General features: G+C 68.8%; 25 protein-coding genes. 13 read left to right on the top strand and 12 right to left on the bottom strand.

The features are described from left to right. Positions 1-5: 5 nt before the first annotated feature. The 4 genes from C1926_RS01810 to C1926_RS01795 form a co-directional block, all read right to left on the bottom strand. On the bottom strand, positions 6-1,352 hold the full coding sequence (locus C1926_RS01810) for an AcvB/VirJ family lysyl-phosphatidylglycerol hydrolase (RefSeq protein ID WP_301554037.1): 1,347 nt from the start codon (positions 1,350-1,352) through the stop codon (positions 6-8). Between the two features lie 78 nt (positions 1,353-1,430). Continuing rightward, positions 1,431-2,048, bottom strand: a complete 618-nt coding sequence (locus tag C1926_RS01805; RefSeq protein WP_108758074.1) for a DUF998 domain-containing protein — start codon at positions 2,046-2,048, stop codon at positions 1,431-1,433. Then, on the bottom strand, positions 2,045-2,218 hold the full coding sequence (locus tag C1926_RS01800; protein WP_174208733.1) for an oxidoreductase-like domain-containing protein: 174 nt from the start codon (positions 2,216-2,218) through the stop codon (positions 2,045-2,047). The genes C1926_RS01805 and C1926_RS01800 overlap by 4 nt, the downstream gene beginning before the upstream one ends. A gap of 58 nt (positions 2,219-2,276) precedes the next feature. Next, positions 2,277-2,879: a hypothetical protein gene (locus C1926_RS01795; protein ID WP_108758073.1), complete on the bottom strand. Its 603-nt coding sequence runs from the start codon at positions 2,877-2,879 to the stop codon at positions 2,277-2,279. A gap of 230 nt (positions 2,880-3,109) precedes the next feature. Between C1926_RS01795 and C1926_RS01790 the strand changes: the two genes are divergently transcribed. Beyond that, positions 3,110-4,261, top strand: a complete 1,152-nt coding sequence (locus C1926_RS01790; RefSeq protein ID WP_108758072.1) for a tetratricopeptide repeat protein — start codon at positions 3,110-3,112, stop codon at positions 4,259-4,261. A gap of 7 nt (positions 4,262-4,268) precedes the next feature. Here C1926_RS01790 and C1926_RS01785 read toward each other — a convergent pair whose 3' ends face one another. Continuing rightward, positions 4,269-4,604, bottom strand: coding sequence for a zinc ribbon domain-containing protein YjdM (locus tag C1926_RS01785; protein ID WP_108747861.1), 336 nt, complete (start codon positions 4,602-4,604; stop codon positions 4,269-4,271). A gap of 583 nt (positions 4,605-5,187) precedes the next feature. Here C1926_RS01785 and C1926_RS01780 point away from each other — a divergent pair. From C1926_RS01780 to C1926_RS01770, 3 genes are all read left to right on the top strand, one after another. Beyond that, a complete protein-coding gene (locus C1926_RS01780) occupies positions 5,188-6,549 on the top strand; it encodes an Hsp70 family protein (protein ID WP_108758071.1) in 1,362 nt (453 codons plus the stop codon). A 228-nt stretch (positions 6,550-6,777) separates the two neighbouring features. Continuing rightward, complete coding sequence (locus C1926_RS01775) at positions 6,778-7,071, top strand: YkgJ family cysteine cluster protein (protein ID WP_108760608.1); 294 nt, start codon at positions 6,778-6,780, stop codon at positions 7,069-7,071. Between the two features lie 11 nt (positions 7,072-7,082). Beyond that, entirely contained in the window at positions 7,083-7,265 is a 183-nt protein-coding gene (locus C1926_RS01770) for a hypothetical protein (protein WP_079222716.1), read from the top strand. A 48-nt stretch (positions 7,266-7,313) separates the two neighbouring features. Here C1926_RS01770 and C1926_RS01765 read toward each other — a convergent pair whose 3' ends face one another. From C1926_RS01765 to C1926_RS01755, 3 genes are read right to left on the bottom strand one after another with little or no spacing between them, the layout of a single operon-like run. Further along, a complete protein-coding gene (locus tag C1926_RS01765) occupies positions 7,314-8,192 on the bottom strand; it encodes a DUF4097 family beta strand repeat-containing protein (protein WP_108758070.1) in 879 nt (292 codons plus the stop codon). A 12-nt stretch (positions 8,193-8,204) separates the two neighbouring features. Beyond that, positions 8,205-8,753: a hypothetical protein gene (locus C1926_RS01760; protein WP_108758069.1), complete on the bottom strand. Its 549-nt coding sequence runs from the start codon at positions 8,751-8,753 to the stop codon at positions 8,205-8,207. Next, complete coding sequence (locus tag C1926_RS01755; RefSeq protein ID WP_108758068.1) at positions 8,750-9,334, bottom strand: sigma-70 family RNA polymerase sigma factor; 585 nt, start codon at positions 9,332-9,334, stop codon at positions 8,750-8,752. The genes C1926_RS01760 and C1926_RS01755 overlap by 4 nt, the downstream gene beginning before the upstream one ends. 122 nt (positions 9,335-9,456) lie before the next feature. Here C1926_RS01755 and C1926_RS01750 point away from each other — a divergent pair, with 122 nt between their 5' ends. Further along, complete coding sequence (locus C1926_RS01750; RefSeq protein WP_079222720.1) at positions 9,457-9,636, top strand: hypothetical protein; 180 nt, start codon at positions 9,457-9,459, stop codon at positions 9,634-9,636. 35 nt (positions 9,637-9,671) lie between these two features. Continuing rightward, positions 9,672-10,265 carry a mechanosensitive ion channel family protein gene (locus tag C1926_RS01745; protein WP_079222721.1) on the top strand — a complete coding sequence of 198 codons (594 nt, stop codon included), beginning with the start codon at positions 9,672-9,674 and terminating at the stop codon, positions 10,263-10,265. A 624-nt stretch (positions 10,266-10,889) separates the two neighbouring features. On the opposite strand, the gene C1926_RS01735 is transcribed toward C1926_RS01745, so the two are convergent. Together C1926_RS01735 and C1926_RS01730 are read right to left on the bottom strand one after the other, a co-directional pair. Next, positions 10,890-11,156 (bottom strand): DksA/TraR family C4-type zinc finger protein, encoded by a 267-nt coding sequence (locus tag C1926_RS01735; RefSeq protein ID WP_079225322.1) that lies wholly within the window; start codon positions 11,154-11,156, stop codon positions 10,890-10,892. Between the two features lie 106 nt (positions 11,157-11,262). Further along, entirely contained in the window at positions 11,263-11,820 is a 558-nt protein-coding gene (locus C1926_RS01730) for a DUF2058 domain-containing protein (RefSeq protein ID WP_079222722.1), read from the bottom strand. Between the two features lie 62 nt (positions 11,821-11,882). On the opposite strand from C1926_RS01730, the gene C1926_RS01725 reads away from it, so the two are divergent. The 3 genes from C1926_RS01725 to C1926_RS01715 all read left to right on the top strand — a co-directional run bounded on the left by C1926_RS01725 (position 11,883) and on the right by C1926_RS01715 (position 14,844). Beyond that, the gene (locus C1926_RS01725; RefSeq protein ID WP_100473548.1) at positions 11,883-12,383 is read left to right on the top strand and encodes a M48 family metallopeptidase; all 501 of its coding nucleotides are present in this window, start codon (positions 11,883-11,885) and stop codon (positions 12,381-12,383) included. Between the two features lie 47 nt (positions 12,384-12,430). Further along, positions 12,431-13,129 carry an RNA pseudouridine synthase gene (locus C1926_RS01720; protein WP_079222724.1) on the top strand — a complete coding sequence of 233 codons (699 nt, stop codon included), beginning with the start codon at positions 12,431-12,433 and terminating at the stop codon, positions 13,127-13,129. Positions 13,130-13,251: 122 nt separating this feature from the next. Further along, complete coding sequence (locus tag C1926_RS01715) at positions 13,252-14,844, top strand: phospholipase D family protein (RefSeq protein ID WP_108758067.1); 1,593 nt, start codon at positions 13,252-13,254, stop codon at positions 14,842-14,844. Between the two features lie 3 nt (positions 14,845-14,847). Here C1926_RS01715 and C1926_RS01710 read toward each other — a convergent pair whose 3' ends face one another. Then, complete coding sequence (locus C1926_RS01710) at positions 14,848-15,927, bottom strand: HDOD domain-containing protein (protein WP_108758066.1); 1,080 nt, start codon at positions 15,925-15,927, stop codon at positions 14,848-14,850. 274 nt (positions 15,928-16,201) lie between these two features. Between C1926_RS01710 and C1926_RS01705 the strand changes: the two genes are divergently transcribed. Further along, positions 16,202-17,299 carry a Glu/Leu/Phe/Val dehydrogenase dimerization domain-containing protein gene (locus C1926_RS01705; RefSeq protein WP_079222727.1) on the top strand — a complete coding sequence of 366 codons (1,098 nt, stop codon included), beginning with the start codon at positions 16,202-16,204 and terminating at the stop codon, positions 17,297-17,299. 61 nt (positions 17,300-17,360) lie between these two features. Here the strand turns inward: C1926_RS01705 and C1926_RS01700 are convergent, their stop codons facing one another. Continuing rightward, positions 17,361-20,216, bottom strand: coding sequence for an autotransporter serine protease (locus tag C1926_RS01700; protein ID WP_108760607.1), 2,856 nt, complete (start codon positions 20,214-20,216; stop codon positions 17,361-17,363). A gap of 182 nt (positions 20,217-20,398) precedes the next feature. Between C1926_RS01700 and C1926_RS01695 the strand changes: the two genes are divergently transcribed. The 3 genes from C1926_RS01695 (at position 20,399) to C1926_RS01685 (ending at position 22,599) form a co-directional block, all read left to right on the top strand. Then, a complete protein-coding gene (locus C1926_RS01695; protein WP_108747147.1) occupies positions 20,399-21,574 on the top strand; it encodes a thiolase family protein in 1,176 nt (391 codons plus the stop codon). Positions 21,575-21,696: 122 nt separating this feature from the next. Further along, on the top strand, positions 21,697-22,038 hold the full coding sequence (locus C1926_RS01690; RefSeq protein WP_079222730.1) for a hypothetical protein: 342 nt from the start codon (positions 21,697-21,699) through the stop codon (positions 22,036-22,038). Positions 22,039-22,188: 150 nt separating this feature from the next. Continuing rightward, entirely contained in the window at positions 22,189-22,599 is a 411-nt protein-coding gene (locus tag C1926_RS01685; protein WP_079222731.1) for a hypothetical protein, read from the top strand. Positions 22,600-22,691 lie beyond the last annotated feature (92 nt).

Raw genomic sequence — 22,691 nt, 5'->3', positions numbered from 1 at the left:
GCGGCCTACGCGCCGCCCTTGAGGATCACCTCAGCCAAACGATCGTAATCACCGTTGAAGTGATGGTCGCCCGGCAGCTTCACCTTCTGCACGCCATCGTTGGCCGGCAGGTCCGGGCACAACGCGTCCTCGTCATCCTTGCCGTACACGCACAGCGTCTTGGCCGCGGGCAGCTTCGCCACTTCCGGTGCGATCGGCAGGCCGCCGCCGCCACCGCCCAGCCAGTTGCTGACGTGGAATTCAAAATCGGCCTTGCGCCCCACCGACAGCAGCGCGATGCGCTCGATGCCGTCGCGGGTGCCCGCGTCGAGCTGGTTGATGGTGGCCGGCAGGACATCGGCGCCCTGCGAGAAACCGACCAGCATCACTTTGTCGCGGCGCCATTGCTGCTTGTAGTGGGCGATGATCCTCTGCAGGTCGGCGGCGAAGCCCTTGGGCGTGCGCTCGCTCCAGAAGTAGCGCAGTGAATCGATGCCGACCACGGCCACGCCATGCTCGCTCAGCGACGAGGCAACGTTCTTGTCCAGGCCGGCCCAGCCGCCGTCGCCCGACACGAAGATGGCCAGGGTATCGCCGTTGCCGGTGGCCGGCACTTCCACCACCGGCAGTCCCTTCAATGCATCCGGTGGCGGTGCCAGGCTCACTCCGGCCTGTGCGCCGACCACCCGTGCCGCGGCCACCAGGCCGGGCGAGGCATCACCGCGGGCAGTGCGCTTGAACTCACGCGCCATCGCCACCTGCTGCACGAACGCACTGGCCTGGCCGGCCTTGCAGGCATTGCCGCCGGCCGCGCTCAGCCACGGGAAATTCAGATCGGTCGGCTGCAGCCGGTTGTGCTTCACGCCATCGCCGCAGACCATGCGCTCATGGCTGTGGTCGGGGCAGAAGCCCGTGGTCAGCAGCCCGGCAAACACCTGCGTGTCGGCCTGCGCAGCCAGCGTATAGGCCATTTCCGCGCCTTCGCCATCACCGCCAACCAGCGGCAGGTGGTAGCCCGGCAGGTGCAGCGAGGCCTGCAGCCAGCGCGAGAAATTCTCGACGTCACCCGCACCGAACGAACAGGTCGGATTGCCTTCGCGCTTGAGCACGCCACGCAGGTGGCTGATGTCCACCGCCGCCACCAGGGCACCGTCGGCACGCAGGGCTTCAATCGGCAATCGGCTGGTATCGCCACCGGCAGTCGGTTCATGGAACCAGATCACCACCCGCTGCGGTGTTCCCGCAGGCATGTGCACCGGTATCTGGTCGAAGCGCCCATGGCTGAACTGCTGCACGTTCGCCGCCGCCATGGCCGGCAACGCAGCCAGCGCCAGCACCACACCCATTGCCCTGCCCAGCCCTGCACGCTTCATATCGCATCCCCGGTGGAATGCGCACACGATACGCCGCCACCGCGTGCACGGCACGTACCCGTGCAGGCCGTTGGGGATTCAGTCGGATGCGCTGCGCTGGCCGCGGCGGTACAGGGCAAAAGCCAGCCACAGCAGCCAGCCGGCAATCACCACGATCACTGCCTTCTGGCCCAGCCCACGTGGTGGCCCGGCCCGCCACAACACGTGCAGCCACAGCAGGACAAACGCCAGCCACGCCCAGCCCCACAGCAGGGCTGCACTGCGCTGCCAGCCCGGTTCGCGGCGCAGGTACCACGCCTGCAGCAGCATGCCGACGCTGGCGCACAGGAACGCGGTGTTGGCCGCCAGGCCATGCACCAGCGGCGCCAGCAGTGGCGTCGCTGAGGGCAACCAGCTGTCGCCGATGGAAACGGTGGCCAGGCCGAGCGCAGCCACGGTGAACAGCAGCGGTGCGGCGGCACTGCGCCGCGGCCCCGTGCTGTGCCGGTACAGCGCGATGCCCAGCACGGCGATGGCCAGCGCCAGCAGGCAGTAGGCACTGCGCAGCGCCAGCCCCCAGGGGCCATGCAGGTACAGGCTGAGGGTGGCCTGCACCCAGTCCAGGTCAGCGCGCGCGAACTGGGTCCACACGGCAGTGGCGATGAACAGCAGCAGCGCAACGATGGCCAGCAACGCCGCCGGCCGCGCGCGCGTCACGGTGTCTCCTGCGGGTGCCGCGCCTGCCACTCGGACAGCGCCTTGCGGTAGCGCTGCAGCTCGTCCGAATACAGGTCGAGCACGCACAGCGGGCAGCCGCTGCCGCAGCACTCGTTGGGGCCGGGCTCTTCCGGCGGCAGCGGGCGCGGATCGGGATCAGGTGCGGGCACGGGGTCAGTCACGGGCAGGCAGGACGTTGCGGACAGGCGCCCAGTGTAACGGCCCGGCTCAGGCGTCCAGTTGTCGGCGCAGGTTGGCGCGCGCGGCCGCGTCCAGGCGCTGGTGGAAGAAATCGCTGAGGAAGATGCGCGGCGCGCGCAGCAGGCCCTGCAGGAAACGGCGGCGGCCAGCGCGATAGAGGAAGCCCGGCACCACGCCCTGGTACTCCTCGGCCACGCCGCGGTCGTAGGCGGAAAACACCGCTTCGGGCGCGGCCAGGATGGCCATGTCGCAATCCAGGAACAGGGCCGCCTCGGCATCCACGTCGTCCGGTCCCAGTTCGCCGTGGCGCGCGGTCAGCAGGATCAACTGCTCCACCCGTGCCGCATCCACGCCGGCCAGCTCCGGCGCCTGGGCCATGGCCCGGCGGGCCAGTTCGGCCGAACGCGCTTCGTTGTCCTTGCGCCCCGCCTGGTAGATGGCGTCGTGGTAGAGCACCGCCAGGTACACCTCGGCCGGCTGCTGCCAGCCGGGTCCGGCGGCAACGTCCTGGCAGTGCTGCAGCACCGCGCGCACGTGGCCGAAGTGATGGTAGGCGCGCGGTGGCGTGGCGTAGGCATCCTGCAGTGCCTGCCACTGCGCTGGTGCCAGCGGGATCGGGGCGAAGTCCATGCACGGATCATCCCGCCGGCAGCCGCTGCGGGCAAGCTGGACAATTTTTCACCAGCCGCTCACATCGCCTGCGCGGCAACGCTGGCAACGGGTTGTCCACAGCTTTGTCGCGGGCTGGTCCACACCGGGTGTGGATGAACCTGTGCCGCCGACCAATGGTCGATACCGGCCTGCCCACGCAGGTCTACACTGCCGGAAGGCGGGGCTGCCCGCCGCTGCAGGGAACTGCCATGCGCCGTCTTGCCGCTTGTTGCCTTGCCCCCTTGCTGGCTGCCACTGGTGCGTCCAGCGCCCTGGCCCAGGACCCGCCGCCACCGGCGCCGTATGTGGCACCGGCCGCGCCGGTTGCAGTGGCCAGCGTGCCGACCCCCGAACAGGTGCTGGCCATTCCCGCGCCGCTGCGGCAGATGCTGCAGGCACGGGTGATCGCCCGCCACAGCTCACGCGAGCAGCGCCTGCAGGCGCTGGCCGAGATGATCTTCGGTGCGCAGGCACTCGACCTGCAGTACGACCCCAATGCGACCTACACGCTTTCGGAAATCTGGCAGAAGCGGCAGGCCAACTGCCTGGCCTTCACCCTGCTGTTTGCCACGCTTGCGCGCGAGGCGGGCATCCAGGCAAGCGTGCAGGAAGTGGATCGCGTCGTGTCCTGGTACCAGGACCAGGACCAGGGCGTGGTCTACAGCGTGGGCCACGTCAATGTAGGCGTGGTGGTGAACGGGCGCAGCGGCACCGTCGACCTGGACCGCAACATCCTCTATGACCGCCGCGGCCCGCATGCGATCACGCTGGACCGGGCGCTGGCGCATTTCTACAACAACCGCGGCGCCGAGAGGATGACCGCCGGTGACATGGCCGGCGCGCGCGACTTCTTCAACGCCGCACTGGCCCGCGCGCCGGATTTCGCACCCGCCTGGAACAACCTCGGCGTGCTGGACAGCCGCCAGGGTGACCTCGCCGGCGCGCGCGCCTCGCTGGAAAAGGCGCTGCGGCTGGATGCCCGCGAGGATTCGGCACTGGTCAACGCCAGCGTGCTCTACCGCAGCCTGGGCCTGGTCACGCAGGCGCAGGCGCTGGAGCAGCGGTTGATGGCCGTGCAGCGCAATGATCCGTTCGCCCAGTACATGGCCGGTGCCGCCGCGGAGCGCAGTGGCGACCTGGCCCTGGCGATCCGCTATTACCGGCGCGCGGTGCAGCTGTACGACAACGCGCACCAGTTCCATTTCGGGCTGGCGCGCGCGTATTTCCTCAGTGGGCAGTTGGCGCGTGCCGACCGCGAGCTGACGCGGGCACGTGCGCTGGGCGGCAACAGCAACCAGCAGCGCTACCAGGCCAAGCTGGACGGCCTGTCGCGCCTGCGCACGCAGCAGGCGCGGCGCTGAGGACGGCTCAGGCCTTCTTGAGGAAGCAGGTCTTCAGCACCAGGCCCTTGATCTTGTCCGAGTTGCCTTCGATGTGTTCGGCGTCGTCCTCGACCAGGCGGATGTTGCGGATGACCGTGCCCTGCTTGAGCGGGATGGACGAGCCCTTGACCTTCAGGTCCTTGATGACGGTGACGGTGTCGCCGGCCTGCAGGGTGTTGCCGTTGCTGTCACGCACGACCAGGGCCGCGCCGGCGCCCTCCTCGGCGGTCCACTCGAAACCGCAGTCGGCGCAGATCCACAGCGCGCCATCGGCATAGGTGTTTTCCAGGGTGCACTGCGGGCAGGCGGGAGCGGACGACATCAGCAAGTACCTCAAAATGAATCAACGGCCGCCATTGTAACCGGCTGCTGGTTTTGCTCATTTTTCCGGTGTGTGGCGCTTCGATTGATATCGGTTTGAGGCGGAGGGGCGGGCTGGCCAAGACACGCCGTAAACCCATCCATGGGGGCTCGATGGCGCCATCCATGGCGCCAACGGTCTTGGCCAGCCCGCCCCTCCGCCTCCGGACAGTTTCCCGCGCCGGCGGCCGGGACAATCAAAAGCCAGGGCTGCTGCTTTGCCGTTTGCTGCCGCAGCGCACGGGAACTGTCATGGCGGCGTGGGGAGGGGCGGACGGGACCGTAGGCGCCATGGGCCCGAGGCATGCCTCGGGCGGGTTGGGCAGGACGCCCAACCCCGGTCTTGCCGTGTGCGCAGGACAGCGCACACGAGCAAGGCGCCTACGAGCTACATGGACGTATTTACCGCGTGTCCCGTCCGCCCCTCCCCGCGCCGCCCGAGCGATCCAGGGAGGCGCTGAACCCATCCGAAGCAGAGGGGGAACTTGCAGGAAGACCCGATCTGCAGCAGAGTGCGCGGCCCCCGCCCGCCCCCGGATCTCCCCATGCGCCTTGGCATCGACTTCGGTACCAGCAACTCCGCCGCCGCCATCGTCCGTGATGGACAGCTGCTGCCGATCCGCTTCGGTGACGCCGAACAGTTCCGTACCAGCGTGTATTTCCCCGGCGTGGTGCCCGACCCGGACGACTTCCAGCTCGACGCCGGCCAGGAACACGAACTGCAGCAGATGATCGACAGCGCCGCCCGTGCCGCGCGCGCCGCCGGCCAGGAACGCACCCCGCAGGCACTGCGCCGCGAAGCGCTGCGCGCCCTGCGCCGCGAATGGATGGAAGCCCGCGCCGGCAAGGAACGCAGCGCCAGCGACCTGCTGCAGAACGCCATCTACGGCGATGACGCCCTGGAAGCCTATTTCGAGGAGCACGAAGGCAACCTCGTGCAGAGCCCGAAGTCGATGCTCGGCTACAACCTGCACCCGCGCGCGCGGCAGACCATCACCGGCATCGCCGCGCACATCCTCGAACACATCCGCCTGACCGCCAGTGCCCAGCTCGGCCAGCCGCTGCGCGCGGCCCTGCTCGGACGCCCGGTGCAGTTCCGCAGCTCGATCGGCGCCGCCGGCAACGACCAGGCGCTGGACATCCTGCGCGAGGCCGCCACCCAGGCCGGCTTCGACCAGATCGACTTCCTCGAGGAACCGGCGGCGGCGGCCATGCATTACCACGCCGAAAGCCGCGAGCGGCACCAGGCCGTCATCGTCGACATCGGCGGCGGCACCACCGACATCGCCCACGCCGAAGTGGGCGGCGATGCCGCTCCGCGCATCCATCGCGCCTGGGGTATCGCCCGCGGCGGTACCGATATCGATCTGTCGCTGAGCCTGTCCAGCTACATGCCGCTGTTCGGCCGCGGCATCACCCGCGTGCCCGCCCACCACTACGTGGAAGCGGCCACGGTGCAGGACATGACCCGCCAGCGCGACTTCCGCCAGCACAAGTACGACCACGTGGATGATCCATGGGGTTCGCGCCTGCAGGCGCTGCAGGACACCGGCAACACCGCACGCCTGTACCGCGACGTCGAACGCGCCAAGATCGCCCTGAGCAGCAGCCCCAGCCACCGCAGCACCCTGGATTACATCGCCCGCGACCTGCATGCCGACAGCAGCACCGAAGGCCTGGCCACCGCCGCCTCTGGCTACCTGGCCCAGATCCGCGAGCTGCTGGCCCAGGTCCGCAGCGATATCGGCGGCGACCCGGATGCGGTGTTCCTGACCGGCGGCATGTCCCGCGCCGGCTACCTGCGGCAGGCGGCGGCCGAGGCCTTCCCCGGCGCCCGCATGGTCCATGGCGAGCCCTCGCTGGGCGTGGTCCAGGGCCTGGCGCTCGCGGCAGCCAGCCGGGATTAACAAAACGTTACGCGGAGTTTGCTACCCTCGGTAGGCTTGATAGGGTTCTACCTTCCGCCGGCTGCGCCGGTGTGTGTACCCGGGTAGGGTCCGGCCCGCTTGGCGGGCCTTGCGGCCATGCCTTCTGGCTCGTTCATGGTCCGCGTACTACCCGAGCCGCCATCGAGACCCGCCTTGGGCACCCGCCTGGCCCCTGTGGCCGCACAACCTGAAGAAGCACCTGCACCCATCGACTGCCGCCGTTGTGACGCGGTCTGTTGCCGGTTGCCCGTGCTGCTGCAGGCCGGCGACGACGTGCCCAGCCAGTATACCTCGCGCGACAGGCACGGCCGTGCCGTGATGGCGCGCAATGACGAGGGCTGGTGCGCGGCGATCGATCCCTATCACCTGCGCTGCACGATCTATTCGCAGCGCCCGGCGATCTGCCGCCAGTTTTCGATGGGTGGCGACGACTGCCGCCGCGAGCGGCAGGATTACCTGCGCCAGGCTGATGCCTGGTCGCTTTCCTCCCCTTCCACCTGACAGGAGCAACCATGCCCCGCAAGGCAAAGACCCCCGCGAAGGCTACCAACAGCATCCGCAGCGAACGCAAGGGCGCGGCCGCCAGCACCACGGTCAGCAGCGATTCGATTGCGTCCGATCTGGCCGCGTTCCGCAAGAGCGGTGGCAAGATCGAAGTGCTTGGCACCACCTGGGCGCTGAAGAAAGCCAGCTGACCCACCCTGACCGCGGCGGCGCTGCCGCCGCGGCCTGCCGGGCCGCGCTCAGCGGTCCAGGCTGACCCGCACGCTGCCCGAGTGCGACTGGATGCGGATGTCACCATCGCCACCGCCCAGCTTCGTATCGAGACTGCTGCCCGGCCCATAGCGCGGCCGCTCCACGGTGCCGGCATCACTGTTGATCGAACCGGCGAAGCTGTTCACCGACAGCTGGGCCGAGACCTTGACCGGCAACCGCAGGTTGACCGAAGCGCTGACCGATTCGACGTTGATGCGACCGCCCGGGGCCAGGCCCGACGTGGCCAGGTCGATGCCGCCGGAGACCGTCTCCACCGCCAGGCGCTGGATGCGGCCGGCATCCACGCCGACCCGCCCGGACACCGTCTGCGCGCCGATATCCCCTGACACGCCCCCACCCGCCTCGATGCGGCCACTGACGGTGTTCACGTCCAAGCGCGGCGTCTGCAGCTTGGCGATGACGTTGCCGCTGACCGTGTTGAGCTTGCTGTCGCCACTGCGCCCGGCGGCGTTGAGGTTGCCACTGACCGTATCGGCCTGCAGCCGGCGCACGTCGATGCCGCTGATGTCCTGGTCGGCACTGACCGTGCTCAGCAGCAGTTCCGAGGCACGCGGGACATTCAACACCAGGGTGGCCGTGCCGTTGGTGTGGCGCCGCGGGTATTCCACTTCCCAGCGCACGCGGTTGGCGCTCTTTTCCTGCCGCAGCTGCAGCCCATCGCCGAGGCTGCCGGTCAGCTGCACTTCGTTGCGGTCCCAGCCGCGCACGGTGACCTTGCCGGCCACGTTGCTCAGCTCGATGCGGCCACCGCTGGCCAGGGTGTGGCGCTCATCCACGCGTGTATCGGCCAGGGCCAGGGCAGGCAGCAGCAGCAAGGCAGCGCAGAGCGGGAAAAGGGTTCGCATGGGGGTCTCTCCTCAGGTTGTCAGTCCGGCCGCGGCGGCCTGCGCCGCCTGCCGGGTCAGTTCCAGCCGCAGCGTATAGGTACGCTTGAGCTGTCCAAGCAGGTGCGGTGCGCGCGGGTCCTGCGCCAGCGCGGCACGGATCTGTGCCGCGCTTTCATCCAGTTCGTGCAGGGCCGGCTGCCATTCCGCGGCGCGGGCACCGGGCAGCGATGCCACGGCCTGCTGGTACTGCTCGGTCATCGCCGCTGCCTGCAGCTGCAGCATCGATGGTGCAGGTGCAGGCAGGGGTGCCTGCCGCCACGGAGCCACCGCATACACCGCCAGGCCGGCGGCCAGCGCAGCGCCTGCTGGCAGCCACCAGCGCGGGCGGGCACGGCGCGGCAGGGCCACGACGTTGCCGGGATGCTCCACCGCTGCCGGTGCCGCTTCGCGCGGTGGCAACTGCGCCGCCAGGCGTGCCCAGCCATCGGCCGGTGGCATTCGCTCCCCGGGCAGTGCCCGCAGCCGCGCCTGCAGCGCAGGGTCGTGGTCGTGGTCGTGGTCGGTTTCGTGGGTACTCATGTCATGTCTCCCAGACGCGCGCGCAACAGGCTCCGCGCGCGGTGCAACTGTGCCTTGGAACTGCCGACGGCCATCTGCAGCTGTTCGGCGATTTCCTGGTGTTTCCAGCCTTGGATGTCGTGCAGCACCAGCACCGCACGCGCCCGGGGTGGCAGCGTCGCCAGCGCGCGTTCCAGATCGCGCTCGGTGCCGGCGCAGCGATCGTGCACGGCCAGCTCCTGCAGGCCGCCATCGACCTCGTCCAGGCTGTCATGGTCCGGCCCGGCGGCGCGGCCGCGCAGCTCCATCAGCGCTGCGTTGACGCCCAGCCGGTGCAGCCAGGTCGACAGGCTGCTTTCGAAGCGGAACCCCGGCAGCGCCTTCCAGGCCTGCAGGAAAGCTTCCTGCAGCGCATCCTCGGCGCGCGCCTGCTGGCCGCCGCACAGGCGCCACAACACCGCAAACACGCGTGGCGAATGGCGCCGGTAGAGCTGTTCGTAGGCCCCCATGTCGCCCGCCGCCGCGGCCCGCACCAGGGCGGGTTCGTCGACGGCGTCGGCGTCGGTGGTGGCAGGCAGCGCGGGCATGGTGGTGTCGAGCATATCGCTTGGATGCGGCGACGCTGGAAAAGGTTTAAGGCCGATTGGAGGCGGCGCCATTGCAACCTTTTCGATGCTGGCTGCATCCATGCAGGGTCCTTGGTGAAAATCCCCGGAGTCCCGCCATGTCCAGCTCCTCCTGCGCCGCCCTGCTGGTGATCGTCGCCTGCGTCGTGCTGCAGGCCCTGGACCTGTCGCTGCAGCTTCGCGCGGACAGCAGCCAGGCCTGCCTGCATCAGCATCGGCAGGCGGTGGTCTGCGTGGCCTGGCCAGGATCGGTCGAAACCCCGGCACGCGCCGGGTAACATCAAGGGCCGTTATCGCCACGTGTTGTCGCCCCATGATGTTGTCGCTGAAGGATCACCTGCCCGCCTGGAGCCACCCGTGGCTGAACTACATCGGCATCGCCCTGCAGATCGTGCTGGTGCTGGTGGTTGCCTGGCTGCTGCGGGTACTGGCCCGCCGCCTGATCCGCCGTTTCGCCGAGCACTACACGCTGCCGCCGGAGATGGCGATGGGCGCGCGCCGGATCACCAGTTTCGTGGTCTATTTCAGTGCGCTGCTGTACATCCTCAGTCTGCTGGGCGCGAAGCCATCGGTGCTGTGGACGGCCTTCACCGGTTTTGCCGCCGTGGGCGCGGTGGCGTTCTTCGCGGCGTGGAGCGTGCTGTCGAACATTTTCTGCACGCTGCTGATCTTCACCACCCGTCCGTTCCGCCTGCATGACTACATCGAGGTGCTGGAGAACGGCGAGAAGCCGGGGCTGAAGGGCCGGGTGATCGACGTGAACCTGATCTACACGACGCTGCAGGAAACGGGCAACGGCCACGAGGGCACGGTGCTGCAGTTGCCGAACAACCTGTTCTTCCAGCGCACGGTACGGCGCTGGCGGGATCCCTCGCAGGCCCCGGGTGGCATCCAGGGCGACGGCTGAGGGGTGTGGGGTTTTTGCAGGGCTGCGCCCTGCACCTGCAGAGGCCACAGCAAGAGCAGAAGCTGGCTTTCCGTGGGTTGGCGGGGCGGGTCCGGTTGAGGGGGACGCCGTAAACCCATCCATGGGGGCTTGGTCGCGCCATCCATGGCGCTCACACCCCCTCAACCGGACCCACCCCGCCTTCGACAGAGTTCCGCGATCTGTTGGAACGGCGTTCTGCTTTGGTGGTGCCGACCGTTGGTCGGCACGGAGTTGGATCCAATTTTGAATATCGATATCTGACAGATTTCATCCACGCATGGCGTGGATCTACTGGGACGGCGTTCTGCTTTGGTAGGTGTCGACCTTGGTCGACACGGATGAATTCATTCGATATCTGACAGATGTGCCGACCAACGGTCGGCACCCACCAACAGCGCGCGGAATCTGTCAGAGGCGGGGCGGTGTGGGTGGGCAGGACCGTTGGCGCCATGGATGGCGCCATCGAGCCCCCATGGATGGGTTTACGGCGTGTCCTGCCCACCCACACCGCCCCGCCATCCCACGGAATGCAGCCTTTTGACGTTGCTTTCGCTCTGGCTCTGGCTTCGGCAGGTGCAGGGCGCAGCCCTGCAATAGAACCCCCTACCTCAACTGGCTGTCCTTGCTGCCACGCCGGTTGTAACCAGCATGCGCCTGCTCCTCGTCGTCCAGCGCCTGCTGGCAGGCCACGCACAGCCGTACGCCGGGCACGGCCTGGCGCCGCGCCAACGGAATGGGCGCGTCGCATTCCTCGCAGTGTTCCAGGCCCGGGCCTTCGCGCAGCTGGCGCCGCGCGCGGGCAATCGCATCGTCGACAGTGGCGTCGATCTGGTCCTGGACCGCGCCGTCTCCCGCCCAACCGGTGGCCATGGCCATCCTCCGCAGGTGTGTCGCCTGATATGGGGACGATCCACACCGCCGCAAACGATCGCGCCGGGCCGTGCCCGGCGGTCGTACCCGTTGGTTCAGCCGCGCCTTACCAGACCAGGTCGTCCGGCACCTGGAACTGGGCGTAGTAGGCGTCGTCCTCGGCGTTTCCGGTGGAAATCTCCGCGGTCGAGCCCGGCTGGCCGTGGTCGACGATGATCGCCTCCGGGGCACGCTCGCGCACCTTCTCGGCGGCGGCACGCGGCAGCAGCGCGTAGCCCTCGCCCTGGGCAACGATGACCAGCACGCCCACCGACAGCGCCTTGCGCAGCTTGGGGTCGATCAGCAGGGTGCGGATCGCTCCGCCGTCGCTGAAGCGGTATTCGTCGTCGCCCTTGTGGGGCACGGCATGGGCCGTGATGATCTGCTTCGCCTGCGCCTTCTGTTCAGCCAGCTTGGCCTGGGCGTTGCGCTCGGCGGCAAGGGCGCGGTCGCGCTCGACCTTCTCGGCGCGGGCGCGTTCAGCTTCCCGCTGGACCTCGGCCGAGGTCGATTCGGCCTTGCCCTGGCGGGCCTTGGCCTGCGCGCTCGCGGCGGCGCTGGCCTGCGACTTCTTGGCCAGGCCGGCCTTGAGCAATTGTTCCTGCAGCGCGTTGGGCTTTGCCATGGTCGTTGCGTACCGCGTGTAATCTTGGATGCCCCATTCTACCGACGCCCCGCCGCCCCTGCATGGCAGTCCTGAAGTACCTCACCGGCTATCCCGAACCCCTGGTCGCCCAGGTCAGCGAACTGCTGGCCCAGGGCAAGCTCGGCCCCTGGCTGCAGCAGCGCTACCCCGACCCGCACGAGGTGCGCAGCGACCGCCAGCTGTACGACTACACCCAGGACCTGAAGGACCGTTACCTGCGCAAATCGGTACCGCTCAACAAGGTCTGCTACGACAACACGCTGGAAGTCATCAAGCATGCGCTGGGCACCCACACCGCCATTTCCCGCGTGCATGGCGGCCGCCTCAAGGCCAGCCGCGAGATCCGCATCGCCACCGTGTTCCGCCAGGCGCCGGCGGCCTTCCTGCGCATGATCGTGGTGCACGAACTGGCCCACCTGAAGGAAGCCGACCACAACAAGGCCTTCTACCAGCTGTGCCAGCACATGGAGCCGGACTACCTGCAGCTGGAGTTCGATACCCGCCTGTACCTGACCGAGCTGGCCAACCGCAGCCAGCGCTGACCGGCCGCAGCAGCTACACTGCGCGCCCCCTGACCGACCTGCCCGCCATGGAACCGACCCGCCTCGACAAACGCCTGTCCGCCCTGCTGGGGATCCCGCGCGGCGAAGCGCGCCGCTACATCGAAGGTGGCTGGGTGACGGTCAACGGCGAGGTGGTGGAGCAGCCGCAGCGCCCGGTCGATGAGAGCGCCGTGATCGTGATGGCCGAACAGGCCGAAGACAGCAAGGCCGAGCGGGTCACCATGCTGCTGCACAAGCCGGCCGGCGTCGCCGCCGAGACGCTGTGCGCGCTGGTCAGCAGCGCCACCCGCAGCGAGCTCGATGCCAGCGACATCCGCCCGCTGCAGCGTCATTTCCACGGGCTGCAGCTGGCGGCATCGCTGCCGGCCGCCGACAGTGGCCTGGTGGTGGTCAGCCAGGACCCGGCCACCCTCGCCCACCTGCAGCGCAACCTGGGCCGCACCGAGCAGGAGTACCTGGTGGAAGTGGCCGACGGTGGCCCGGAGCGCGGCCCCTGGCTGATGGCCCGGCTGCAGCACGAATCCGGCGGCGCCAAGGTCAGCTGGCAGAACGAGCAGCGCCTGCGTTTTGCCGGCAAGGGCCTGACCGCCAAGGGCCTGCGGACGGCGGTCGGCAACGCCGGCCTGCAGGTTGCCGCGGTTCGCCGCCTGCGTATCGGCCGCGTGGCCCTGGGGCCGCTGCCGCCGGCGCAGTGGCGTTACCTGGGCAGTGACGAGCGGTTCTGAGCCTGCGGGGTCAGAGCCCGTGCCGCAGGCACGGGCTCTGACCCCATCCAACATTCCGGGGTCAGAGCCCTTGCCTGCTGCAAGGGATCCGACCCCGCTTTGCCGGCAGAAGCCATCCACGCATGGCGTGGATCTACCATGGGGGCATGAACCTGACCCTGCCGCCCTGGCGACGCGTACTGCGTGTCGTCGCACTCATCATCGCCGCCCTGCTGGTGCTGGTGCTGTCCGGCCTGCTGCTGGCCGACCACCTGACGCCGCAGGCGCGGGGGCCTGTCTCGCACGTGCTGCCGCTGCAGCCGGCGCAGACCGCCATCGATCGCCAGCTGGTGCCCGAACAGGACGCGCGCCCCGGCCAATCGGGCGTGGCGTTCCTCAGCGATGGCATGGATGCATTCGCCGCGCGCGCGAAGATCACCGAACAGGCCGGGCGCAGCCTGGACCTGCAGTACTACATCTGGCACGACGACCTGGTGGGCCACCTGATGGCCAAGGCGCTGTACGACGCGGCCGAACGCGGCGTGCGCGTGCGCATCCTGCTGGATGACATGAATGCCAAGGACAAGGACGCGCTGATGATGGCGCTCGATGCGCACCCCAACATCGAGATCCGCCTGTACAACCCGTTCCGCAACCGCAGCGGCATCGCGCGTACGCTGGAAATGATCCAGCGCGCCTTCAGCGTCAACCACCGCATGCACAACAAGAGCTGGATCGCCGACGGCCGCGTGGCGATCGTCGGCGGCCGCAACATCGGCGAGGAATATTTCAGCGCGCGCAACGACGTGAACTTCCAGGACCTGGACCTGGTCGTGGCCGGGCCTGCGGTGGAACAGGCCAACCGCATCTTCGACGACTACTGGAACAGCGCGGCGGCCATTCCCATCGGCGCGCTGGCCAGCTACACCGATGCACAGCTGCGCGTCCTGCTGCGCCAGTCCGACCGCGATGCACTGCACGCCCGGGCGCAACCCTACCTGCAGCGCGTCAAGGCGTCGCGTGCGCAGCGCCAGCCGGGCCCGGACCCGCTGCACTGGAGCGCGAGCGTGCGCATCCTGTCCGACCCGCCGATGAAGCATCGCGACGATGCGCGCGATGGCTGGCTGGTCAGCGCACTGGTCGAGGAGCTGCAGTCCACCCGCCATGCCGCGCTGCTGGTATCGCCCTACTTCGTACCCGGTCGCGATGGCCTGCAGGGCCTGTCGGCAATGGCCGCGCGCGGTGCCCAGGTGGGCGTGGTGACCAATTCGCTGGCCGCCACCGACGTGGCGGCGGTACACGGCGGCTACATGGGCTATCGGGCACCGCTGCTGAAGGCCGGCGTGCAGCTGTACGAACTGAAGGCGCACGGCGAGCCGGGCGAATCCAGCCTGTTCGGCAGCAGTGGTGCCAGCCTGCACACCAAGGCCTTCGTCATCGACGACCGCCGCGGCTTCGTCGGTTCATTCAACCTCGACCCTCGTTCGGCCTACCTCAACACCGAAATGGGCGTGCTGTTCGATGACCCGGTGCTGGGTGCGCGGCTGCGCGAGGAATACCTGCGCCTGGCCGACCCGCTGCACAGCTGGTGGCTGGCGCTCGGGCCGGACGATGACCTGCGCTGGCTGGAGCGGCAGCCACCGCCGCACTGGGTGGGCCGCGAGCCCGGCAGCACCCTGGGCGCGCGCCTGACCGCCCGCGTGATCAGCTGGTTGCCGGTGGAATCGCAGCTGTAGCGCTCATGCCCCGGCCTCGCCGTGCGCGTCATGCATGGCCTCATCGAGGGTTTCCACGTTGCGTCCGTGCAGGCGCCGCCAGATCCAGCGCAGGGCGTGCGGCGGTGCCGAAGGCAGCTGCTCCAGCAGCGCCAGCATGCGCGCCTGGGGGCCGTGGCCGTGCCGGCACAGCAGGCTGGCGGCAGCCGCCGCGCTGCCCAGGCGCAGGCTGTCGGCCAGCGGGCCTTGGGCATCGGCCGCCAGCGCCTGGTGCACCGGTTCGGGCAGGTCCCAGGCCGCGGCCACGCGCTGGGCCAGCGGCAGCGACCAGCGCTGCAGCAGGTCCAGCACCACCGCCGGTGCAACCGTCTCGCCACGTGCCTGCGCTTCCTGCAGCAGCTGGCGCATCACCAGGGCCGCGCCCAGGCCCTGCACCAGCCCCAGCCACTGCGCTGCGAAGGCATCGCCGAAGGTGACCGTGCGCGCATGGTCGGCGGCCGCGCGCGAGGCCAGCAGCGCGTGCTCCCAGATGATCGCGCTGAACTGCGGGAACACCTCGCACTGCACCTGCATGACTGGCTGCACCAGCACGGCACTGATGATCTGCCGCACGCCCTCGGTGCCGACCAGGGTCACCGCCCGTTGCAGGCTGTCCACCGGCCGTTCGTGCACTTTGTAGGCCGGGCTGTTGGCGATGCGCAGCAGGTTGCCGGTCAGCACCGGGTCCTGGCCGATGATCGCCGCCATCACCCGGGCCGAGGCCACCTCGTCGTTGACGGTCTGGATCAGCTGCGGCAACAGCTGCGGGCGCCGCGGCAGCTGCCGGGTCGCCCAGTCGCGGTCCTGCAGGGCACGGTCCACCGCGTCGGCCAGCGCCGAGGGCTGCCCTTCAGGCAGCTCGCCCACCAGGTGCGGGTACAGCGCCAGCGCATGCAGGCCGCGCTGCAGGTGGGCGGCAATCTCCGCCGGCTGCAGCGCCTCACCCTGCAGGCTTGCCGCGGCGGCGGCCACGGCCTGCCGTGGTGCCGTGGCCAGCCGCACCGGGTCCGTGCCAGCCCGCCGGGACACCCATTCCACCAGCGTTTGCCACCAGGCCGGCCTCATCCGGGTCGGCCCTGTCGTTGCACTGCTGCTGCCACTGACTGCCCCTGCGCGTTCTTCACATCGGCCACCTGCCGTCGACGCTGCATCGGCCGCACTTTCATCTTCTTTAACCCGGACCGCTCGGATCTGCACGGCAGATGCCGGGGGAATGGACTAGAATGGCGCCGCGCGACCCGTCCCCCAGCCATGACGACGTCGCTTTTTTTGTTTTGGGACCCTACCGTTCATTGGCAGTTCGCTGCAGTTCGCCGCTGATCGCGCCATCGGAGACGCCATGCTATTCGAAACCCTCGCCACCACCGGCCACGAACAGGTTGTGTTCTGCCACAACCAGGATGCCGGCCTGAAGGCGATCATCGCCATCCACAACACCACCCTGGGCCCGGCCCTGGGCGGCGTGCGCATGCGCCCCTACGCCAGCACCGACGAGGCGCTGGCCGACGTGCTGCGGCTGAGCCGGACGATGACCTACAAGAATGCACTGGCCGGCCTCAACGTCGGTGGCGGCAAGGCCGTCATCATCGGTGACCCGAAGGTGGACAAGACCGAGGTGCTGTTCCGCGCCTTCGGCCGCTACGTCGATTCGCTGGGCGGTCGCTACATCACCGCCGAGGACGTTGGCACCGACGTCAACGACATGGAGAACATCTACCTGGAAAGCCAGTTCGTGACCGGCGTGCACCAGGTCCACGGCGGCTCGGGCGACCCCGCCCCGTTCACCGCCTATGGCGCGCTGCAGGCGCTGATGGCGTCACTGCGCTTCAAGTTCGGCCACGAGGAAGTGGGCAAGACCAGCATCGCCGTGCAGGGCCTGGGCCACATCGGCATGGAACTGGTGAAGCTGCTGCGCGACCGCGGTGCCAAGCTGTACGTGACCGACCTGGACAGCAGCCTGGTCGATCGCGCGGTCAGCGATTTCGGCGCCGAGGCGGTCAAGCCGGACGAGATCCACGAGGTCAACGCCGACGTGTTCGCACCGTGCGCGCTGGAAAGCGCCATCAACGCCGACACCTTGCCGCGCATCAAGGCCAAGATCATCTGCGGCACCGCCAACAACCAGCTCTCCAGCCTGGAGATCGGCGATGAACTGCATGCGCGCGGCATCCTCTACGCGCCGGACTATGCGGTCAATGCCGGCGGCGTGATGAACGTTTCGCTGGAGATCGACGGTTACAACCGCGAACGCGCGATGCGCCTGATCCGCAGCATCTACCACAACCTCACCCGCATCTTCGAGCTGTCGCAGCGCGAGAACATCGCACCGCAGCGCGCCGCCGACCGCATCGCCGAAGCGCGCATCCTGTCGATCGGCAAGCTGAAGATGCCGCTGGGCCGCAGCACTCCGCGCCTGGGCAACCTGCGCGGCGGTTGATACGCCCGGTGACAGGAACAGGGAATGCCGGCCAGCGGCCGGCACTACCTGCATTTCCTGATCAGAAAGCGGCGCTGTAGCGCAGCGCCACCTGGCGCAGATCGCCGCGCGGACCGAAGCGCTGGTCGTAGCCGAACGCCAGCCGCGTGTTGCGGCTCAACCACGATTCCACCGACACGCCGAACAGGCCACCGGAACGGGTCGGCTGCAGGCCGGCCATCGGTGCCCACGCATCGACGCCGACAAAGCTCGCGTCCGCATCCAGGCCCTGGCTGGACAGCAGCTGCTGCCACTCGGCATAACCGCGCAGCGACCAGCCACGCCATTGCCGTTCGGCGCGCACGCCGGCCAGTGCCTGGCTGCGGCTGCTGATACCGCCCTGCGTGCGCAGGCCGAAGCCCAGCCCGCCCTGTTCGCTGAAGCGATCGTTGTCCACGCGCGCGTAGTCGGCGCCCACGTAGGGTGTCAGCGCGGCGCGGGCCGAGCCGAAGCGGTAACCGGTCTCCACGCTGGCCATGCTGAAGCTGCCGCCATAGCGCGCATTGACGCCGTACTGGCCGGCCCCCAGCAGCAGCTGGCGGTCGATCTGGCGGGTGAACTGGCCGGCGCCGACCTGCCCCAGTGCGTAGGCGCCGCCACTGCTCCAGCCGGCGTACAGCTGCGCCTGCGATTGCCGGTCACGCCCGCGATCACCGCCCCAGCTGCTGTTGCTGTAGCTGCGCAGTTCACCGAAGGCAAAGCCCAGCACGCCGTTGCCGCCCATCGCCACGTCCTGGCCCATCATCCAGCCACGGGTGTCGGTGCCACTGGCCGAGAAGCTGCCCTGGCCGGCATCGCCCAGCGCGTTCTGCCACGAACCGCCCAGCCGCGGCGCAGCCTGCACCTGGCCGAAGCGGGCTGACAACGCGCGACGGCCCAGGTCGATGCTGTCGAAGGTGGCCGCCGCGGCCAGCGCATGCGCCTTGCCGGACAGGCTGTCCAGGCTGGCCTGCAGGGCCTGGTTGCCTTCCACGCGCTGCAGCGCGGCGGCACCGTCGGCGAAGGAGGACGAGCCGGCGCCGAGATCAAGGCGTTCGAACGCCGACTCCACGCGCAGTGCCGACGCCAGCGCCGCATCCGACGCGCGCGCCAGGCTGGCGGCCTGGGTCACATTGATGCGGTCGGTGACCAGCACCACGTTGTCGCTGCCGTAATTCAGCGAGCTCTGCAGCAGGGTGCCCTGCGGCAGGCTGTTGCTGACCCCGTCGAACCTGCCGGTGACGCCCTGGCCGGCATGCAGCACGGTCTGGGTGCGGCCATCGGCGGCCACGTAGCCGCTGATGATGCTGGCCACGTGCACGTCACCGCCCTGCAGGGTGGCCGTGCCGGTGATCTCCAGCGGGTTGGAACCCAGCGAGATGCTCAGCCGCGCGCCCGCGCGATGCAGGTAATTGCCCTCGATGGTGGCCGTGGTGTTGGCGTTGCGCAGGATGACGGTGGCGCCGTTGTCGACGTTGCCCTTGATCCGGCTGGTGCCGGTCATGAACTGCAGCGCGGCGGCCTCGGGAACCCCGGCCTGCGGCACCACGACCACGTTGGAGGTGATCGACGCACCGTCGCGCAGCGCCAGCGTGCCCTGCTCGATGCGGGTATCGCCGGTGTAGGTATTGGTGCCCGACAGGCCCAGCGCGCCGACGCCCTGCTTGACCAGCCCGCCGCTGCCGCTGATGTCGTTGCTCCAGACCGAATCAAGGCCGGTCTGCGAGACGTTGACCGTGGCATTGCCCCAGTCGAACTTCGCCGGGCCGTTGATGGCCTTGGCGATGTTCAGCAGGCCATAGCCGAAGACGCTGTCCACGCCGGGCGCACCGAGGTCGGTGGCGGTACCCAGCAGGGTCTGCCGCACCAGGTCGTTGCTGAAGTACGGGTATTTCTGCCACACCAGCGCTGCCGCACCGGATACCAGCGGCGCGGCGAACGAAGTGCCGTAGTTCCACAGCAGCGTGGAGCCGGTCGGGTACTCCGGATTGACGAAGATCGCCGCGCCCGGTGCGGCCAGGCAGTAGCTGGCGGCCACGCCGCAGGCATTGGCATAGCTGGCGCGCTTGCTGGGATCGGTGGAATCGACGGCGGTCACCGCCAGCCAGCCGCGCTCCAGGTCGGCCGCCGGGCGCGAGTTGCCCGGGCCCGCCTGGCTGGGCAGCGCCGCCATGTCGGACGGATCAGCCTTGGCTTCATTGCCGGTGGCAAACACCACCAGGCCGTTGTTGTTGATGATGAAGGGACGGTACTCGGCGGCGATGGGGGCGGTGGCGGCGGCATTGGTCCAGTACAACCCGCCCCACGAATTGTTCATGACCTTCACGCCCTGGTTGATCAGGTCCTGGTGGACCCCGGCCAGTCCAAGCGCACCATCAACCTCGTTGCCATTGCCCGTGCCATCGTCGGTGGGACGCGTGTCGGAAATGATCCGGGCCGAGACGATCTGCGCATTCGGCGCGATGCCACCGGGCCACGAACCGAACGCCTTGCCCGCCGCCAGCTCGGCAACCGCCGTACCGTGGCCGACCACGTCATCGTTGTTGAGGTTGTTGCTGCGCGGGTCGACGTAGCTGTAGTTGGCCAGCACCCGTCCGCTCAGGGTGGGATGGTTGCGCTGCACGCCCGAATCGACGATGCCGATGCGCACGCCGCTGCCGTCCAGCCCCGCGCTGCGGGCCGCGTCGGCCTGGGTGATGGACAGGTGCGCGTTGATGGCCGGTTCGGCCGGCGTGGCCGGTGGCGGTGTCGTCGGCGGTGTCGTCGGTGGCGTGGTGGGGGGCGTGGTCGGTGGAGGATCGACGCGCACGTTGCCGCCGCCACCTCCGCCGCCACATGCCGTCAACGCCACCACCAGTGCCGATCCCAGGATCGACCTTGCCATCGTCGTGCGTTCCATCGATTCCATCCCATGAACGTTGGCCTGCTACCGTCCCTGCAGGCATCAAGGGCTGCCCAGCGGCAGCCATCGCCGACCCTCTATACTTGGGCCGACCCCCACGCAGTCTGCCGGGAAACAGCGCTGCATCCAACAGCCGCCGTCTCCTTTCCGAACATTGCTCACGCATCAACGAGATTGCCATGTCCAACATCGTCATCGCCGCCGCCAAGCGCACCGCCATCGGCTCCTTCCTCGGCCAGTTCAACGGCGTGCCCACCCCGACCCTCGGCGCGGCTGCCATCGCCGCCGCCCTTGAGCAGTCCGGGGTTCCGGCCAGCGACGTTTCCGAAGTCCTGATGGGCTGCGTGCTGCCGGCCAACCTCGGCCAGGCGCCGGCCCGCCAGGCCGCCATCGCTGCGGGCATCCCGCTGTCGGCCGGTGCCACCACGCTGAACAAGGTCTGCGGCTCGGGCATGAAGACCATCATGCTCGGCCATGACCTGATCAAGGCCGGGTCGGCCAAGGTGGTGGTGGCAGGCGGCATGGAGTCGATGTCCAACGCCCCGCACATGCTGCCCAATTCACGCACCGGCAACCGCTTCGGCAACTTCCAGGCGGTGGACCACATGGCCCACGATGGCCTGGTCAACGCCTACGACGGCAAGGCCATGGGTGAGTTCGCCGAATGCGCAGTGGACAAGTACCAGTTCACCCGCGAGGAACAGGACGCCTACGCCATCGAATCGGTGCGCCGTGCCCAGGCCGCACAGGCCAATGGTGCCTTCGCCGGCGAGATCGTCGCGGTGAAGGTCGCCACCCGCAAGGGTGAGGTCGAGTTCGCCACCGACGAGCAGCCGGGCCGTTCGGACATCGCCAAGATCCCGACCCTGCGCCCCGCATTCAAGAAGGACGGCAGCGTCACCGCCGCCAGCTCCTCCAGCATTTCCGACGGCGCCGCCGCCGTGGTCCTGCTGGCCGAGGAAGACGCCGCTGCGCGCGGCATCACCCCGCTGGCGCGCATCGTCGGCCATGCCACCCATTCGCAGGAACCGGAGTGGTTCACCACCGCCCCGATCGGCGCGATCCACAGCCTGCTGCAGAAGACCGGCTGGACGCTCGACCAGGTGGACCTGTTCGAGATCAACGAAGCCTTCGCCGTTGTCGCCATGGCGCCGATGCGTGAACTGGGCATCCCGCATGCGAAGATCAACGTGAATGGCGGTGCCTGCGCACTGGGCCATCCGATCGGTGCCTCCGGTGCGCGTCTGGTGGTGACCCTGGTCAACGCCTTGCGCACGCACGGCGGCAAGCGCGGCATTGCCACGCTCTGCATCGGTGGCGGCGAAGCAACGGCTATCGCCATCGAATTGATCTGAAAGGGATTAACGCTGATTTCGCAAAAATGAATGCGGGATCGCTTGACAGCCAAACGTGGCTTGTCATCATGTTGTCGGCGCGCAGTTGCGCGTTGCCTAATTCAACGACGAGGATTCACACAATGAGCATCAACAAGCTGCTGGTCGCTATGTCCCTGGCCCTGGCCCTGGCCGCCTGCTCGAAGCAGGAAGCTGCCCAGGACGCCGCTGCTTCGGCCAACGAAGCCGCCACCGAAGCCCAGGCTGCTGCCGACCAGGCCGCCGCTGCTGGCGCCCAGACCGCCGACGCTGCCCAGCAGGCCGCTGACACCGCCGCCACCGCTGCCGACGCTTCGACCGACGCTGCTGCCCAGGCTGGCGCTGCTGCCACCGACGCTGCTGCCGGCGCTGCTGCCGACGCTGCCAAGGCTGCCGAAGGCACCGCCGAGCAGGCCAAGGACGCTGCTGAAGAAGCCAAGAAGTAATAACTTCTTTCTTCACGCTGTTCTGGAAAAGCCGCTGGTTCGCCAGCGGCTTTTTCTTTGCCTGCTGCAGTGCTGCACGCACCACCACCGGGCCTTCACGAAGGCATGAATAGGCTGGCGTCCCCATCCATTGCAGCACTGGAGCCCGCCATGAAGACCCGTCCGCTGACCACCACCCTGCTGGCCGCCTCCCTGCTGCTGGCACTGGCCGCCTGCAAGGGCCCCGAGGCCGAGCAGGCCAGGCAGGACGCCGCACAGGCTGCCGACAGCGCCGGCGCCGCCGCACGCGAAGCCGTGGACAAGGCCGCCGCCGCGACCCGCGACGCCGCCGACAAGACGGCCGAAGCGTCCGAGCACGCCGCCGCCGACACCCAACAGGCGCTGGACAATGCCGCCGACGCCACCGCCAACGCTGCCGACCAGGCCAAGGCCGCTGCCACCGATGCCGCCGCCCACGCCAGCGATGCCACCGCCACGGCCGCGCAGAAGGTCGCCGACAAGGCCAGCGACGTCGCCGCCGACGCCCGGGCCAACGCCGCCAAGGAAGAAGCCAAGCACTGACGTGCCGCAGCGCTCGCCGGGCATGGCCCGGCGCTACCGAGCGCTACCGCCAGCCGAGCATGGGCTCGGCTCTACAGGAAAAGCCGCGGCAC

This window comes from Stenotrophomonas sp. ZAC14A_NAIMI4_1 (assembly GCF_003086915.1).
Taxonomy (GTDB): domain Bacteria; phylum Pseudomonadota; class Gammaproteobacteria; order Xanthomonadales; family Xanthomonadaceae; genus Stenotrophomonas.
Note: the sequence above shows the minus strand (reverse complement) of the source record. Positions and strands in the feature narration are given on the sequence as shown.